The organism is Escherichia sp. MOD1-EC5495, assembly GCF_002965965.1.
GTDB lineage: Bacteria > Pseudomonadota > Gammaproteobacteria > Enterobacterales > Enterobacteriaceae > Escherichia > Escherichia ruysiae.
Window position 1 is genome coordinate 36,935 of sequence record NZ_PTRI01000019.1, and the last position, 15,801, is coordinate 52,735.

The 15,801-nt window shown below is 49.6% G+C and carries 16 protein-coding genes; 13 read left to right on the forward strand and 3 right to left on the reverse strand.

Translation table 11 applies throughout. The features are described from left to right. Positions 1 to 61: 61 nt before the first annotated feature. From hglS to rimL, 4 genes are all read left to right on the forward strand, one after another. Positions 62 to 1,405, forward strand: coding sequence for a 2-oxoadipate dioxygenase/decarboxylase HglS (gene hglS / locus BEG40_RS15825; RefSeq protein ID WP_000013825.1), 1,344 nt, complete (start codon positions 62 to 64; stop codon positions 1,403 to 1,405). A gap of 224 nt (positions 1,406 to 1,629) precedes the next feature. Further along, positions 1,630 to 3,285, forward strand: a complete 1,656-nt coding sequence (opgD, locus tag BEG40_RS15835; RefSeq protein ID WP_000375983.1) for a glucan biosynthesis protein OpgD — start codon at positions 1,630 to 1,632, stop codon at positions 3,283 to 3,285. A gap of 141 nt (positions 3,286 to 3,426) precedes the next feature. Further along, positions 3,427 to 3,651: an HP1242/YdcH family protein gene (locus tag BEG40_RS15840; protein ID WP_105285718.1), complete on the forward strand. Its 225-nt coding sequence runs from the start codon at positions 3,427 to 3,429 to the stop codon at positions 3,649 to 3,651. A 62-nt stretch (positions 3,652 to 3,713) separates the two neighbouring features. Then, positions 3,714 to 4,250: a 50S ribosomal protein L7/L12-serine acetyltransferase gene (rimL, locus tag BEG40_RS15845; protein WP_105285719.1), complete on the forward strand. Its 537-nt coding sequence runs from the start codon at positions 3,714 to 3,716 to the stop codon at positions 4,248 to 4,250. Here rimL and ydcK read toward each other — a convergent pair. Next, entirely contained in the window at positions 4,245 to 5,225 is a 981-nt protein-coding gene (ydcK, locus tag BEG40_RS15850; protein ID WP_105285720.1) for a YdcK family protein, read from the reverse strand. The genes rimL and ydcK overlap by 6 nt on opposite strands. 123 nt (positions 5,226 to 5,348) lie before the next feature. Between ydcK and tehA the strand changes: the two genes are divergently transcribed. The 3 genes from tehA (at position 5,349) to BEG40_RS15865 (ending at position 7,882) form a co-directional block, all read left to right on the forward strand. Continuing rightward, positions 5,349 to 6,341, forward strand: a complete 993-nt coding sequence (gene tehA, locus BEG40_RS15855) for a dicarboxylate transporter/tellurite-resistance protein TehA (protein ID WP_001190281.1) — start codon at positions 5,349 to 5,351, stop codon at positions 6,339 to 6,341. After that, positions 6,338 to 6,931, forward strand: coding sequence for a tellurite resistance methyltransferase TehB (gene tehB / locus BEG40_RS15860; RefSeq protein WP_000586747.1), 594 nt, complete (start codon positions 6,338 to 6,340; stop codon positions 6,929 to 6,931). The genes tehA and tehB overlap by 4 nt, the downstream gene beginning before the upstream one ends. A 282-nt stretch (positions 6,932 to 7,213) precedes the next feature. After that, the gene (locus BEG40_RS15865; protein WP_001261028.1) at positions 7,214 to 7,882 is read left to right on the forward strand and encodes a DUF3313 domain-containing protein; all 669 of its coding nucleotides are present in this window, start codon (positions 7,214 to 7,216) and stop codon (positions 7,880 to 7,882) included. 34 nt (positions 7,883 to 7,916) lie between these two features. Here BEG40_RS15865 and ydcO read toward each other — a convergent pair whose 3' ends face one another. After that, positions 7,917 to 9,128, reverse strand: a complete 1,212-nt coding sequence (gene ydcO / locus BEG40_RS15870) for a BenE family transporter YdcO (protein WP_105285744.1) — start codon at positions 9,126 to 9,128, stop codon at positions 7,917 to 7,919. Between the two features lie 52 nt (positions 9,129 to 9,180). On the opposite strand from ydcO, the gene BEG40_RS15875 reads away from it, so the two are divergent. Both BEG40_RS15875 and rlhA read left to right on the forward strand, forming a co-directional pair. Further along, positions 9,181 to 9,717, forward strand: a complete 537-nt coding sequence (locus BEG40_RS15875; protein WP_105285721.1) for a helix-turn-helix domain-containing protein — start codon at positions 9,181 to 9,183, stop codon at positions 9,715 to 9,717. Between the two features lie 72 nt (positions 9,718 to 9,789). Further along, complete coding sequence (gene rlhA / locus BEG40_RS15880) at positions 9,790 to 11,751, forward strand: 23S rRNA 5-hydroxycytidine C2501 synthase (protein ID WP_105285722.1); 1,962 nt, start codon at positions 9,790 to 9,792, stop codon at positions 11,749 to 11,751. 93 nt (positions 11,752 to 11,844) lie between these two features. Here the strand turns inward: rlhA and BEG40_RS15885 are convergent, their stop codons facing one another. Then, entirely contained in the window at positions 11,845 to 12,075 is a 231-nt protein-coding gene (locus BEG40_RS15885) for a YncJ family protein (RefSeq protein WP_016158301.1), read from the reverse strand. A gap of 221 nt (positions 12,076 to 12,296) precedes the next feature. Between BEG40_RS15885 and BEG40_RS15890 the strand changes: the two genes are divergently transcribed. From BEG40_RS15890 to ydcS, 4 genes are all read left to right on the forward strand, one after another. Beyond that, the gene (locus tag BEG40_RS15890; protein ID WP_105285723.1) at positions 12,297 to 12,461 is read left to right on the forward strand and encodes an mRNA interferase; all 165 of its coding nucleotides are present in this window, start codon (positions 12,297 to 12,299) and stop codon (positions 12,459 to 12,461) included. Between the two features lie 44 nt (positions 12,462 to 12,505). After that, positions 12,506 to 12,922 (forward strand): type II toxin-antitoxin system antitoxin HicB, encoded by a 417-nt coding sequence (hicB, locus tag BEG40_RS15895; RefSeq protein WP_077630331.1) that lies wholly within the window; start codon positions 12,506 to 12,508, stop codon positions 12,920 to 12,922. Positions 12,923 to 13,000: 78 nt separating this feature from the next. Then, positions 13,001 to 14,410 carry an aminotransferase-like domain-containing protein gene (locus tag BEG40_RS15900; protein WP_105285724.1) on the forward strand — a complete coding sequence of 470 codons (1,410 nt, stop codon included), beginning with the start codon at positions 13,001 to 13,003 and terminating at the stop codon, positions 14,408 to 14,410. Positions 14,411 to 14,651: 241 nt separating this feature from the next. Beyond that, positions 14,652 to 15,797 (forward strand): putative ABC transporter substrate-binding protein YdcS, encoded by a 1,146-nt coding sequence (gene ydcS, locus BEG40_RS15905; protein ID WP_105285725.1) that lies wholly within the window; start codon positions 14,652 to 14,654, stop codon positions 15,795 to 15,797. Positions 15,798 to 15,801: the final 4 nt, after the last annotated feature.

A 15,801-nucleotide genomic window follows, 5' to 3' on the forward strand; every position in this document is an offset into this window, starting at 1 on the left:
TCCCACCAGAGTAAATGTGGTTACCTACACTCCAGATTACTGACCACTGGAGGCAGAGATTATGGCGAACAGCATCACGGCGGATGAGATTCGGGAACAGTTTTCGCAGGCTATGTCAGCCATGTATCAGCAAGAAGTTCCACAGTACGGTACGCTGCTGGAACTGGTGGCTGACGTCAATCTGTCTGTGCTGGAAAACAATCCCCAATTGCATGAAAAAATGGTAAATGCGGACGAACTGGCGCGACTTAACGTTGAACGTCATGGGGCGATTCGCGTCGGCACCGCGCAAGAGCTTGCCACTCTACGGCGGATATTTGCCATTATGGGGATGTATCCGGTCAGTTATTACGATCTCTCGCAGGCGGGCGTGCCGGTACATTCCACAGCATTTCGTCCTATCGATGATGCCTCGCTGGCGCGTAATCCTTTCCGGGTTTTTACCTCATTACTTCGCCTTGAACTCATCGAAAACGAAACCTTGCGCCAGAAGGCGGCGGAGATTTTACACCAGCGCGATATCTTTACCCCGCGTTGTCGACAACTGTTAGATGTATATGATCAGGAGGGCGGCTTTAGCAAAGCTCAGGCGCGGGAGTTTGTGCAGGAAGCCCTGGAGACGTTTCGCTGGCATCAGTCAGCAACAGTAGATGAAGAAACCTATCGCGCGTTGCACAACGAACATCGACTGATTGCTGATGTGGTCTGTTTTCCTGGCTGTCATATTAACCACCTGACGCCACGCACGCTCGACATTGACCGGGTGCAGTCGATGATGCCCGAATGCGGTATTGAACCCAAAATTCTGATCGAAGGGCCGCCGCGCCGCGAGGTGCCGATTTTACTGCGCCAGACCAGTTTTAAGGCGCTGGAAGAGACCGTGTTGTTTGCTGGGCAAAAGCAGGGAACGCATACCGCACGCTTTGGTGAGATAGAGCAACGTGGTGTGGCGTTAACGCCGAAAGGACGGCAACTGTATGATGATCTTCTGCGTAACGCCGGAATCGGACAGGATAATCTCACTCACCAACTGCATTTACAGGAAACTTTCAGCGCCTTCCCGGACAGTGAATTTCTGATGCGCCAGCAGGGATTGGCATGGTTTCGTTATCGCCTGACGCCATCGGGTGAGGCGCATCGTCAGGCGATCCATCCCGGAGACGATCCACAACCTTTGATCGAACGTGGTTGGGTAGTGGCGCAACCTATTACCTATGAGGATTTCCTGCCGGTTAGTGCTGCGGGGATCTTCCAGTCGAATCTGGGTAATGAAACGCAAATGCGCAGCCACGGTAATGCCAGCCGGGAGGCTTTTGAACTGGCGCTGGGGTGTCCGGTATTTGATGAATTTCAGTTGTACCAGGAAGCGGAAGAACGCAGTAAACGCCGCTGTGGTTTGCTTTAAATTCTGGCCATCCGACTTTGCAAAAATTTGCCTGATTTTACAAACGAATCAGGCTCATCCCATCGACAGAAAAAAATTGCCGATTTATGCATATTCTCTGAGTTCAACAATTGGATTATTAATAAATATTGTCTAGAGTGAGCGGTCATTAATAAGCATTTTCTTGCCGCTGAATACGACCAGCGCGGGACCATTCACTACACCAGAAGGACTCACTTTCAGGTATGGATCGTAGACGATTTATTAAAGGTTCAATGGCTATGGCCGCCGTGTGCGGGACTAGCGGCATTGCTTCTCTTTTTTCTCAGGCTGCGTTCGCAGCAGAATCTGACATTGCCGACGGGCAAACCCAGCGTTTTGACTTCTCTGTTTTACAGTCGATGGCGCACGACTTAGCGCAAACAGCGTGGCGTGGTGCGCCGCGTCCGTTACCCGATACGCTGGCGACGATGACGCCGCAGGCTTATAACAGCATTCAGTATGATGCCGAAAAATCACTCTGGCATAACGTTGAGAATCGCCAGCTGGACGCTCAGTTCTTCCATATGGGGATGGGGTTTCGCCGCCGTGTTCGCATGTTCTCTGTTGATCCAACAACACATCTGGCGCGCGAAATACACTTCCGTCCGGAGTTGTTCAAATACAACGATGCGGGTGTTGATACCAAACAATTAGAAGGGCAAAGCGATCTCGGTTTTGCGGGGTTCCGTGTGTTTAAAGCCCCGGAACTGGCGCGCCGTGACGTGGTTTCTTTCCTCGGTGCCAGCTATTTCCGTGCCGTTGATGACACTTATCAATACGGTTTATCGGCGCGTGGTCTGGCGATCGACACTTACACCGACAGCAAAGAAGAGTTTCCCGACTTTACCGCCTTCTGGTTCGATACGGTAAAACCTGGCGCGACCACTTTTACCGTTTATGCGTTGCTCGATAGTGCCAGCATTACTGGTGCTTACAAGTTCACCATCCACTGTGAGAAGAATCAGGTGATTATGGATGTCGAGAATCACCTGTATGCGCGTAAAGACATTAAACAGCTGGGCATCGCGCCGATGACCAGTATGTTCAGTTGCGGGACTAACGAACGTCGTATGTGCGACACCATTCATCCGCAAATCCATGATTCCGACCGTCTTTCCATGTGGCGGGGCAATGGCGAGTGGATCTGCCGTCCGCTGAATAATCCGCAGAAATTGCAGTTCAATGCCTATACCGATAACAATCCAAAAGGGTTTGGCTTGTTGCAGCTGGATCGTGATTTCTCCCATTATCAGGACATTATGGGCTGGTATAACAAACGCCCAAGTCTGTGGGTGGAACCGCGTAACAAGTGGGGTAAGGGCACTATCGGTTTGATGGAGATCCCGACGACCGGCGAAACGCTGGATAATATTGTTTGTTTCTGGCAACCAGAAAAAGCAGTCAAAGCGGGCGACGAACTGGCGTTTCAGTATCGTCTTTACTGGAGTGCGCAACCTCCCGTTCATTGTCCATTAGCACGAGTCCTGGCGACGCGTACTGGCATGGGGGGATTCCCTGAAGGCTGGGCGCCAGGTGAACATTATCCGGAAAAATGGGCTCGTCGTTTTGCCGTCGATTTTGTCGGTGGTGATCTGAAAGCTGCTGCGCCGAAAGGGATTGAGCCTGTTATCACACTTTCCAGTGGTGAAGCGAAACAAATAGAAATTCTCTACATTGAGCCGATTGATGGTTACCGTATTCAGTTTGACTGGTATCCGACTTCGGATTCAACTGATCCGGTCGATATGCGTATGTATTTGCGCTGCCAGGGCGATGCCATCAGTGAAACATGGTTGTATCAGTATTTTCCTCCAGCACCGGATAAGCGCCAGTATGTTGACGATCGCGTGATGAACTAAGCGTCATTTTTTCGGCACCTTCTTTCGGGAGGGTGCCGTCTGGTTAAACACGATCCCGCTCGCATTTTTCCTCAAGTTAAATGGGTAATCTGATGTTGTATATTTCATATACATGTTGTCAGCCACTAACAGGGAGTGCGTATGTTTCCAGAATATCGAGATTTAATATCCCGTCTGAAAAACGAAAATCCTCGCTTTCTGTCCTTGTTCGATAAACACAATAAACTTGATCATGAAATTGCCAGAAAGGAAGGCTCTGACGGTCGAGGATACAATGCGGAAGTCGCCCGCATGAAAAAACAGAAATTACAAATGAAGGATGAGATGCTTAAAATCCTGCAACAGGAGAGCGTCAAAGAGGTGTAAACTTTGCTGAGCCGCCTGCCAGGCGGCTTTTTTAACGACTGCAAAGAGTGACTGGAGATAAGATGACTGAAACGATAAAAGTAAGCGACTCACTTGAATTACATGCCGTTGCAGAAAGTCATATCACACCTCTTTATCAGTTAACCTGTAAAAATAAAAACTGGTTACAGCAGTCGCTAAACTGGCCGCAGTTTGTTCTCAGCGAAGAGGACACGCGAAAAACGGTGCAGGGGAATGTGATGCTGCATCAACGCGGCTATGCCAAAATGTTTATGATTTTTAAAGAAAATGAACTCGTCGGCGTTATATCGTTTAATCGAATTGAACCGCTGAATAAAACCGCTGAAATCGGCTACTGGCTGGACGAATCCCATCAGGGGCAGGGGATCATTTCTCAGGCGCTACAGGCATTGATTCACCATTACGCCCAGTCTGGTGAACTTAGACGCTTCGTGATCAAATGTCGGGTGGACAATCCGCAAAGCAACCAGGTTGCCTTGCGCAATGGTTTTATCCTCGAAGGTTGCCTGAAACAGGCTGAGTTCCTTAATGATGCTTATGATGATGTGAACTTATACGCGCGCATTATCGAATCATAATAACCCTGCCAGAGGCGTTCGCGTAATACGTTCCTCGCCATTAATGACTTTTGGACCACGGACATGAATCGTGTCGCCATCAAAGGCTTCAACGACGGCGTGGTCGGTTAACTCGACATGGTTTTCAATCATTACCGCACCTGCAATACGGCTCTCACCTTGTATTATAACGTGCTCGTCGAGCAGAACCGGGCCGCCACGCACAACGGCATTTCCGCCAATCAGAACATGATGTTTTAACACGCAATTGCCTTCTACAATGGCATATTCCGCCACCTGAGAGCTGTAATGAATTGTTGGAATCGCATCTTCTTCAGTTCCGGCAATCACACGTGCGTGACCGTAGACTTTCGCACAGTCACACAGCCAGACGTTATTTTCTTCATTACCTTCAATACGCGCAAAATCAAAAACTTCGGCACGATGCTCAATAAAAGCATGGCGGACGACGGCATCGCCATAAATTTGCGCCTGATGGACAACGCGCGAGGCGCTGACGCTGGCTCGGTCATAAATTTGCAGCAGAAGATGGTGGTCGGGCGTTAACCCTTGTGCGGCGACGATCATTGAATGTTGATCGATACAGGCCTGACCAAAAATTTTACACTGACCGCAAACTAATGAATCACGAATGGTGACACTGTCACTTATATGGACGCCCTGGCTGATTTCACTATTATCGATCCAGGTGTTATCCGTCGTGAAAACCTCTCCCCATAGCACGCTGGTCCCGGTGATGCGCGTATTACCGGAAACAACCGTTCCGTCGAACGCGAGGGCATTCTGGTCGTAAATCCAGCAATTTCCTTCCTGCGCCAGCACAGTTTCGCTATCGATCCAACCACCAGCCGTTCCTGCTATCACATCGTTAAAATCGGCTATGGCAATAATCTGCCGTAATAGCACACTTTTTTTGAGGCCATCTTCTTGATAACTAAAGGCTCGTTGCTCTTCACTTAGACGATATTTGTGCATAGCGTTTTCCCGCAGGTGACTTACTATAACCGTAGCAAATTCTGCGACTCTGGCTATGCTTGAGAAATTTCCATAAAATGCATTTCAAATATACTTTATAAATTAAACAAAATGAGTAAGAAGATGCAGAGCGATAAAGTGCTCAATTTGCCGGCAGGTTATTTTGGCATTGTGTTGGGGACGATAGGGATGGGATTTGCCTGGCGCTATGCCAGCCAGGTTTGGCAGGTCAGTCACTGGTTGGGGGATGGGCTGGTGATTCTGGCGATGGTTATCTGGGGATTATTGACCACCGCATTTATTACCCGACTGATGCGCTTTCCGCACAGCGTGCTGGCGGAAGTGCGCCATCCGGTGATGAGCAGTTTTGTTAGTTTGTTTCCGGCGACGACGATGCTGGTGGCAATTGGTTTTGTGCCGTGGTATCGCCCGCTGGCGGTGTGTCTGTTCAGCGTTGGGGTAGTGATTCAACTGGTTTACGCCGCCTGGCAAACTGCCGGATTATGGCGCGGTTCTCACCCTGAAGAAGCGACGACACCGGGGCTTTATTTGCCGACGGTTGCCAATAACTTTATCAGCGCGATGGCCTGCGGTGCGCTGGGTTATACCGATGCCGGACTGGTATTTTTAGGGGCTGGCGTCTTCTCCTGGTTAAGCCTTGAACCGGTGATCCTTCAACGACTGCGCAGTTCGGGAGAATTACCCACGGCGCTGCGGACATCGCTCGGCATTCAGCTTGCCCCTGCGCTGGTGGCTTGTAGCGCCTGGTTGAGCGTCAATGGCGGCGAGGGTGACACGCTGGCGAAAATGCTCTTTGGCTATGGGCTGCTGCAATTGCTGTTTATGCTGCGCCTGATGCCGTGGTATCTCTCACAGCCGTTTAATGCCTCATTCTGGAGTTTTTCGTTCGGTGTTTCTGCGCTGGCAACCACCGGTTTGCATCTGGGAAGCGGCAGCGATAATGGCTTTTTCCATACACTGGCGGTGCCGCTGTTTATCTTTACCAATTTTATTATTGCATTACTGCTCATCCGTACTTTCGCGCTTCTGATGCAGGGAAAATTGTTAATCAGAACTGAGCGCGCCGTTTTAATGAAATCCGAGGACAGAGAATGATCATTCGTGACGAAAACTACTTTACTAACAAATACGAACTCACCCGCACACACTCCGAAGTTCTGGAAGCTGTGAAAATCGTTAAACCGGGGAAAACGCTGGACTTGGGCTGTGGCAATGGACGTAACAGTCTTTACCTTGCAGCCAATGGTTATGATGTGGACGCATGGGATAAAAATGCCATGAGTATTGCCAACGTTGAGCGCATTAAAGCCATTGAAAATCTGGAAAATTTACGTACTCAGGTTGTCGATCTGAATAGCCTCACGTTTGATGGACAGTACGATTTTATTCTTTCTACTGTGGTGCTGATGTTCCTGGAGGCGAAAACCATCCCAGGGCTGATTGGCAATATGCAACGTTGCACTAAACCTGGCGGTTACAATCTGATTGTGGCGGCGATGGATACCGCTGATTTTCCATGTACCGTCGGCTTTCCGTTTGCCTTCAAAGAAGGAGAGCTACATCGTTATTATGAAGGCTGGGATTTCTTGAAATACAATGAAGATGTCGGTGAATTACACCGCACCGATGCCAACGGTAATCGTATTAAACTGCGTTTCGCGACTATGCTGGCACGTAAAAAATGACCTGAGAAGGATCAACGTAAGAAGTTTGCCTGTTGATCTATTCGGTAAGCATATTTTTTAGCAGGATGATGTGAAATAAGTCACAGCGGATGTGCTTTTTTATCGCCTCAAGTCTCTGAAAATAAATCAATGATGATTGACTCAGCTCCTTTTTCAGCATTGACTATATTGTCGAAAAAGGGGCCGATAAATTTATTTCTGCCAACACTTTTTTGCCACAACACGAAGCGGTGCTTTTTGCTATAACTTAAAAAGTAATATAATCATCTCAGGAAACTATTCATGCGTACCACATCAATTGCGAAAGTTGCAGCTTTATGCGGCTTGTTGGCTCTGTCCGGCTGTGCCTCTAAAATCACCCAGCCGGATAAATACTCTGGCTTTTTAAAGAATTACTCTGATCTTCAAGAAACAACATCGGCAACAGGTAAACCCGTTTTACGCTGGGTTTCCCCTGATTTCGACCAAAGTAAATATGACAGTATTGTCTGGAATCCAATCACTTATTATCCGGTGCCAAAACCTTCTACTCAGGTAGGGCAGAAAGTGCTGGATAGAATTTTGAGTTATACCAATACCGAAATGAAAGAAGCGATTGCGCAGCGTAAACCACTGGTGACTACCGCTGGCCCGCGTAGTCTGATTTTCCGTGGTGCCATTACCGGTGTTGATACAAGCAAAGAAGGGCTGCAATTCTATGAAGTGGTTCCTGTTGCATTAGTGGTAGCGGGAACACAAATGGCAACCGGTCACCGTACCATGGATACCCGCCTGTACTTTGAAGGTGAACTGATTGATGCGGCTACCAATAAACCTGTTATCAAAGTCGTTCGTCAGGGCGAAGGTAAAGATCTGAATAACGAAAGTACGCCAATGGCTTTTGAAAACATTAAGCAAGTTATTGATGACATGGCGACCGATGCCACCATGTTTGACGTTAACAAAAAGTAATGCCAGTCGCGCCATCGTAAGATGGCGCTTCTTATTATCGGTTTCTGTCAGCAATTAAATTCAACACCACGTAACAGACGCCGCCGGCAATTAATCCCCAAAACGCCGAACCAATCCCAACCAATGTCAGCCCGCTCGCTGTTACCAGAAATGCCACCACAGCAGCGTCGCGCTCACGCTCATTATGTAGCGCCTGATACAAACTACCGCCAATGGTGCTTAACAGCGCCAGACCAGCCAGCATCTGGATCCAGCTAACCGGTAGGGCTGCCATCATTCCGGTAATGGCGCTACCAAACAGACCCGCAAGCAAATAAAAGACGCCCGCAACGGCGGCAGCCAACCAACGCTGATCTTTGTCCGGATGCGCTTCCGGGCTTTGGCAAATAGCGGCAGTAATTGCCGCAATACCGACGGAATAAACCCCAAAAGGGGAAAGAACCAGCGCCAGCAACCCAGTGAATACAATCAGTGGCGAAACCGGAGCCGAATACCCGGCCGCTTTCATTGCCGCAATACCCGGTGCGTTTTGCGACGCCATCGTCACCAGAAACAGAGGCAAGGCAACGCTAAGGCTATGAGCAAACGAAAAATCAGGGGCGATATAAGCAGGGAGAACGGGTTTAAAGATAACGTCAGTTGTGACAATGTCACCTTTTGCGATAACTATCACGATCCCAACAATCATCGCGGCGATCACCGCATAGCGTGGCGCAAAGGCTTTCGTCGCCAGCCACACCAGCAACATACTGCCACACAACGTAAACTGACCATCCAGACTGGCAAACGCTTGTAAACCAAAGCGTAATAAAATCCCGGCAAGCATTGCTGCTGCAAGCGAGTGCGGAATAATGCGCATCAGACGAGCAAAGAGTCCCGTTATGCCGCAGAGGACAATTAATGCATTAGTGACTATAAAAACGCCGATGGCTTCGCCGAGCGTTAATCCCTGTAAACCGGTGACTAACAACGCCGCGCCAGGCGTTGACCAGGCGGTGAGAACAGGCACGCGATACCATAATGTCAGAGCCAGCGTACTGACGCCCATTGCCAGTCCCAGCGCCGTCATCCAGCCGGAGATTTGTGTAGTGGTTGCTCCGGCGACGATCGCCGCTTGCCAGATTATTGCTGCTGAACTGGCGTAGCCAATCAATACCGCCAGAAACCCCGCCAGTAGCGTGGGTGGGGGAATAGAAAACAGACGCATAGTCACCTCGTGCGTTATAGCGTACAGGCACCGTATCATTTGTCCGTTATAACGCACAAGTGATAAACTCCTGTTTTGCAGGAGGACTCGCATGGAAAATCTCGCTCACTATTTATCCGCCACGCTAAAGCATCTTCGTCAGCAGCGAGGCTGGAGTCTTTCGCGACTGGCAGAAGCGACGGGCGTTTCTAAAGCGATGTTAGGGCAGATCGAGCGCAATGAATCCAGCCCGACGGTCGCGACATTATGGAAAATTGCCACCGGGATGAACGTGCCATTTTCGACATTTATTTCGCCGCCACAGACCGTCACGCCATCAGTTTATGATCCACAACAGCAGGCAATGGTGATCACTTCGCTGTTTCCTTATGATCCGCAACTTTGCTTTGAACACTTCTCGATTCAGATGGCACCCGGTGCAATAAGAGAATCGACGCCGCACGAAAAGGGGGTAATTGAGCATGTTGTCGTCATTGATGGGCAGCTAGATCTGTGCGTTGATGGTGAATGGCGTAGCCTTAATTGCGGAGAAGGTGCTCGTTTTGCTGCCGACGTCATGCATATCTATCGTAATGGCGGCAAGCAAGCCGTACATTTTCATTCCCTCATTCATTACCCACGCAGTTAAGCGGGAAAACTATTTCGCAACGTCGCGCTTGTGGCTAAAATAGCCGCCATTTTGCAGCTACTGGATAAGAATGTGACCGTATCTTCTCATCGCCTTGAACTGTTAAGTCCGGCACGCGATGCCGCCATTGCCCGCGAAGCTATTTTGCACGGTGCCGATGCTGTTTATATCGGCGGCCCTGGTTTTGGTGCCCGTCATAATGCCAGTAATAGCCTGAAAGATATTGCCGGGCTGGTGCCATTTGCCCATCGTTATGGTGCAAAAATTTTCGTCACGCTTAACACCATTTTGCATGACGATGAACTGGAACCGGCGCAGCGACTGATTACCGACCTTTACCAGACAGGCGTTGATGCACTGATCGTTCAGGATATGGGGATTCTGGAACTTGATATTCCGCCGATTGAACTACACGCCAGTACGCAGTGTGATATTCGCACTGTAGAGAAAGCGAAGTTTCTTTCGGACGTCGGTTTTACGCAGATTGTGCTGGCGCGTGAGCTTAATCTGGAGCAGATCCGCGCGATTCATCGGGCCACGGACGCGACCATTGAATTCTTTATTCATGGCGCACTGTGCGTGGCCTATTCGGGTCAGTGCTACATTTCTCATGCGCAAACAGGGCGTAGCGCCAACCGTGGCGATTGCTCGCAGGCGTGCCGTTTGCCATACACATTGAAAGACGATCAGGGGCGGGTGGTTTCCTATGAAAAACATCTGCTGTCGATGAAAGATAACGATCAGACTGCCAACCTCGGCGCGCTGATTGATGCTGGCGTACGCTCCTTCAAGATTGAAGGGCGTTACAAAGATATGAGCTACGTGAAGAATATCACCGCCCATTATCGCCAGATGCTGGATGCCATTATTGAAGAACGTGGCGATCTGGCGCGAGCTTCATCCGGTCGTACCGAGCATTTCTTCGTACCGTCGACGGAAAAAACCTTCCATCGTGGCAGCACAGACTACTTTGTTAACGCGCGTAAAGGCGATATTGGCGCGTTCGATTCACCGAAATTTATCGGCCTGCCGGTGGGTGAAGTCGTGAAAGTAGCGAAAGATCATCTTGATGTTGAGGTTACCGAACCGCTGGCTAACGGCGATGGCCTGAACGTGATGATTAAACGTGAAGTCGTCGGTTTTCGCGCCAATACGGTAGAAAAAACCGGGGAAAATCAGTACCGCGTCTGGCCAAATGAGATGCCAGCGGAGCTGCACAAAATTCGCCCACACCATCCGCTTAATCGCAACCTGGACCATAACTGGCAGCAGGCGCTGACCAAAACCTCCAGCGAACGTCGGGTGGCGGTAGACATTGAACTGGGCGGCTGGCAGGAACAATTGATTCTGACTCTGACCAGCGAAGAGGGCGTCAGTATCACGCATACCCTGGACGGGCAGTTCGACGAGGCGAATAATGCCGAAAAAGCACTCAACAATCTGACCGAAGGATTGTCGAAGCTGGGGCAGACTATCTATTACGCTCGTAATGTACAAATTAACTTGCCGGGTGCGCTGTTTGTGCCAAACAGTCTGTTAAATCAGTTCCGCCGTGAGGCTGCTGAAATGCTGGATGCTGCGCGTCTTGCCAGTTACCAGCGCGGCAGCCGTAAACCGGTTGCTGATCCTGCGCCGGTTTATCCGCAAACTCATCTGAGTTTCCTCGCGAACGTATACAACCAGAAAGCGCGTGAATTTTATCATCGCTATGGTGTGCAGCTGATTGATGCTGCCTATGAAGCGCATGAAGAGAAGGGCGAAGTGCCGGTAATGATCACCAAGCACTGTCTGCGCTTTGCCTTCAATCTGTGTCCGAAGCAGGCGAAAGGCAATATTAAAAGCTGGAAAGCAACGCCAATGCAGCTGGTTAACGGTGATGAAGTGTTAACGCTGAAGTTTGATTGCCGCCCGTGTGAGATGCACGTTATCGGCAAAATCAAAAATCACATTCTGAAAATGCCGTTACCGGGGAGTGTTGTCGCCTCCGTAAGCCCGGATGAACTGATGAAAACATTGCCGAAGCGAAAAGGGTAAAAATGCAAGTTTTCAGGCCTTTTCGCAACTTATTGAATTTGAAGATATTACAGGCCGGGTAAGGCGTTCATACCGTATCCGGCAACAAACGACTCAACGCTGTCCCGCTTCTGGTTTGCGTGACTTTTGCCAGTAAAAATGCTCGCGCAAACCTTCTGCTGATTCTTCCGCAATGGCGCGCAATTCATCACTGTCCGCTTCATGACGCAGTTGATGATCCACATTTTTTACCCACAAAAATTCATGTCCTTTGTGTCCTGCCATCAACTGTCCAGAGAACAGCGCACACGTTAATAAGACAACCGATAACGCCTTCGTAAACATCCCGACACCTTTTTCTTACCTTTTGCCGCTATGATGCCGATAGTTTCTTGAGGTTATTATTCAGTTTTGCAAATTAGCGCAAAGAAATTCTGGAATCAGCCTTCCTGATTTTGCATCGCATTCTGCCGTTGCGGCGATTAAGTGCTATTTTCGAGCAAATTACACACGGAGGTAAACAATAATGTTTACTTTGTTGATATACTCAGCGGCAGGGAGGCGATGTGAAACAAAACGAGTTCAGATGTTGGCTCGAATCTCAGGGCGTCGATGTGGCGAATGGCAGCAACCATTTGAAACTCCGGTTTCGCGGGAGGCGCAGTGTCACAAGCGATGAGATCAAAGAACCATTGCGTAAAGCTATTCTGAAACAACTCGGTTTGAGTTAATCGCCAGTTAAAAGGTTAATGACATGCGAGAGACAGTCGAAATTATGCGTTATCCCGTCACTCTTACACCCGCGCCGGAAGGCGGTTATGTGGTTTCTTTTGTGGATATTCCTGAAGCGTTGACTCAGGGAGAAACAGTCGCTGAAGCGATGGAGGCAGCAAAAGATGCCTTAATCACCGCATTTGATTTTTATTTTGAAGACAACGAGCTTATCCCGTTACCTTCGCCATTAAATAATAACGATCACTTTATTGAAGTACCTTTAAGCGTCGCCTCTAAGGTATTGCTGCTAAATGCTTTTTTGCAGTCAGAAATCACCCAGCAAGAGCTGGCGAAGCGAATTGGTAAACCTAAGCAGGAGATCACCCGCTTGTTTGATTTGCACCATGCGACAAAAATCGACGCCGTCCAGCTTGCGGCTAAAGCTCTGGGCAAAGAGTTATCGCTGGTGATGGTTTAATTACAGTTAACGAAAAGTTGTCATTTTTAACAACTGATATAGACTGCCGGATCATCTGCACATAAAAACGATCCGATAATGAAAAAATACCAGCAACTGGCAGAACAATTACGCGAGCAAATTGTGTCGGGCATCTGGCAACCCGGCGATCGTTTGCCTTCGTTGCGTGAACAGGTGGCGCTTTCTGGCATGAGCTTTATGACCGTCAGCCATGCCTATCAGTTGCTCGAAAGTCAGGGACATATTATCGCGCGACCGCAGTCGGGTTATTACGTTGCGCCACAGGCATTAAAATTGCCGAAAGCGCCAGTCATTCCGGTCACACGTGATGAAACGGTCGATATCAATACCTATATTTTTGACATGTTGCAGGCCAGTCGCGATCCTTCAGTGGTGCCGTTTGCATCCGCTTTTCCCGATCCGCGCTTGTTTCCGCTTCAACAACTTAATCGCTCCCTGGCCCAGGTAAGCAAAACCGCAACGGCGATGAGCGTGATTGAAAACTTACCGCCAGGAAACGCAGAACTGCGGCAGGCTATTGCTCGTCGCTATGCTCTACAGGGCATCACAATTTCGCCTGATGAGATCGTCATCACCGCCGGGGCGCTGGAAGCACTAAATCTCAGTTTACAAGCGGTAACTGAACCGGGTGACTGGGTGATTGTCGAGAATCCTTGTTTCTACGGTGCGTTGCAGGCGCTGGAGCGGCTACGGCTGAAGGCGTTATCGGTGGCGACGGATGTTAAAGAAGGGATCGATCTTCAGGCGCTGGAACTGGCGTTGCAGGAGTATCCGGTGAAAGCGTGCTGGCTGATGACTAATAGCCAGAACCCACTCGGATTTACCTTAACGCCACAGAAAAAAACGCGGCTGGTAGAACTCCTTAGTCAGTACAACGTGATGCTGATTGAAGATGACGTCTACAGTGAACTTTACTTCGGACGGGAAAAACCGCTGCCCGCAAAAGCGTGGGATCGCCACGATGGCGTGCTGCATTGTTCATCATTCTCCAAATGCCTGGTGCCAGGTTTTCGCATCGGTTGGGTCGCCGCAGGAAAACATGCGCGTAAAATCCAACGTTTGCAGTTGATGAGTACACTTTCCACCAGTTCACCGATGCAGCTTGCCCTGGTGGATTACCTTTCTACACGCCGCTATGATGCGCATCTGCGTCGTCTACGTCGTCAGCTTGCGGAACGCAAACAACGCGCCTGGCAGGCGCTGCTGCGTTACCTGCCTGCGGAAGTGAAAATACACCATAACGACAGTGGTTATTTTCTCTGGCTGGAACTTCCCGAACCGTTAGATGCGGGTGAATTAAGCCTGGCGGCACTGGCGCATCACATCAGTATTGCGCCGGGTAAAATGTTTTCTACTGGCGAACGCTGGTCGCGTTTTTTCCGTTTTAATACCGCGTGGCAATGGGGAGAGCGTGAAGAACAGGCAGTAAAAGAATTAGGCAAACTTATTCAAGAACATCTGAAGTAGCTTTCAATTTAATTCCTCTCAGGTTGGGTAATATGAATTTCGAATAGAAGCCATATTTCGTAACCCCTTGTCTATACTCCAGAAGATAGCTTCACGGACGGCATAATGCGCGTTAGCTCACAACCTGATTAAATTTTCTCAGGGGCGAAGGTGTGCCTGCAAGCCGCCGTCTATGGTTAAACAAGGAGATATTTTTACGGCACGGCGGCTGAACAATTAATTACGACAGGAGTAAGACCTTATGAGCAAGACATTTGCCCGCAGCAGCCTGTGTGCGCTCACCATGACAATAATGACTGCCCACGCCGCCGAGCCTCCCGCCAATTTAGATAAACCGGAAGGGCGCCTGGATATAATCGCCTGGCCGGGATATATCGAACGCGGACAAACTGATAAACAATACGACTGGGTAACGCAATTCGAAAAAGAGACAGGCTGCGCGGTGAATGTTAAAACCGCCGCGACTTCCGATGAAATGGTCAGTCTGATGACCAAAGGGGGTTACGATCTGGTTACAGCGTCCGGCGATGCCTCGCTGCGTTTGATTATGGGTAAACGCGTGCAGCCGATTAATACTGCGCTCATCCCTAACTGGAAAACACTCGATCCTCGTGTAGTAAAAGGCGACTGGTTTAACGTCGGCGGTAAAGTTTATGGTACGCCGTATCAGTGGGGGCCTAACCTGTTGATGTACAACACAAAAACATTCCCGACACCGCCGGATAGCTGGCAAGTGGTTTTTGTTGAGCAGAATCTGCCGGACGGCAAGAGCAACAAAGGCCGGGTACAAGCCTATGATGGCCCCATCTATATTGCCGATGCCGCGTTGTTTGTCAAAGCTACGCAGCCGCAGTTGGGCATCAGCGATCCATACCAACTTACCGAAGAACAATATCAGGCGGTGCTGAAAGTGCTGCGCGATCAGCATGGGTTAATCCATCGCTACTGGCATGACACCACCGTACAAATGAGCGATTTCAAAAACGAGGGTGTCGTGGCTTCCAGTGCCTGGCCCTATCAGGCCAACGCGTTGAAAGCCGAAGGCCAACCGATCGCTACCGTATTCCCGAAAGAGGGTGTTACCGGCTGGGCCGACACCACCATGTTGCATAGCGAAGCGAAACATCCGGTTTGCGCCTACAAATGGATGAACTGGTCATTGACGCCAAAAGTGCAGGGCGATGTGGCTGCCTGGTTTGGCTCGTTGCCGGTCGTGCCGGAAGGATGTAAAGCCAGTCCGTTATTAGGCGAAAAAGGCTGTGAGACCAACGGTTTTAACTATTTCGATAAAATCGCCTTCTGGAAAACGCCTATAGCAGAAGGGGGCAAGTTTGTTCCCTACAGTCGCTGGACGCAGGATTACATTGCCATTATGGGTGGTCGCTAACTTC

What these genes read in the sequence shown, in the direction of transcription:
- hglS (WP_000013825.1), top strand. Translation starts at nt 62, where the DNA reads ATGGCGAACAGCATCACGGCGGATGAGATTCGGGAACAGTTTTCGCAG.
- opgD (WP_000375983.1), top strand. Translation starts at nt 1,630, where the DNA reads ATGGATCGTAGACGATTTATTAAAGGTTCAATGGCTATGGCCGCCGTG.
- BEG40_RS15840 (WP_105285718.1), top strand. Translation starts at nt 3,427, where the DNA reads ATGTTTCCAGAATATCGAGATTTAATATCCCGTCTGAAAAACGAAAAT.
- rimL (WP_105285719.1), top strand. Translation starts at nt 3,714, where the DNA reads ATGACTGAAACGATAAAAGTAAGCGACTCACTTGAATTACATGCCGTT.
- ydcK (WP_105285720.1), bottom strand. Translation starts at nt 5,225, where the DNA reads ATGCACAAATATCGTCTAAGTGAAGAGCAACGAGCCTTTAGTTATCAA.
- tehA (WP_001190281.1), top strand. Translation starts at nt 5,349, where the DNA reads ATGCAGAGCGATAAAGTGCTCAATTTGCCGGCAGGTTATTTTGGCATT.
- tehB (WP_000586747.1), top strand. Translation starts at nt 6,338, where the DNA reads ATGATCATTCGTGACGAAAACTACTTTACTAACAAATACGAACTCACC.
- BEG40_RS15865 (WP_001261028.1), top strand. Translation starts at nt 7,214, where the DNA reads ATGCGTACCACATCAATTGCGAAAGTTGCAGCTTTATGCGGCTTGTTG.
- ydcO (WP_105285744.1), bottom strand. Translation starts at nt 9,128, where the DNA reads ATGATACGGTGCCTGTACGCTATAACGCACGAGGTGACTATGCGTCTG.
- BEG40_RS15875 (WP_105285721.1), top strand. Translation starts at nt 9,181, where the DNA reads ATGGAAAATCTCGCTCACTATTTATCCGCCACGCTAAAGCATCTTCGT.
- BEG40_RS15885 (WP_016158301.1), bottom strand. Translation starts at nt 12,075, where the DNA reads ATGTTTACGAAGGCGTTATCGGTTGTCTTATTAACGTGTGCGCTGTTC.
- hicB (WP_077630331.1), top strand. Translation starts at nt 12,506, where the DNA reads ATGCGTTATCCCGTCACTCTTACACCCGCGCCGGAAGGCGGTTATGTG.
- BEG40_RS15900 (WP_105285724.1), top strand. Translation starts at nt 13,001, where the DNA reads ATGAAAAAATACCAGCAACTGGCAGAACAATTACGCGAGCAAATTGTG.
- ydcS (WP_105285725.1), top strand. Translation starts at nt 14,652, where the DNA reads ATGAGCAAGACATTTGCCCGCAGCAGCCTGTGTGCGCTCACCATGACA.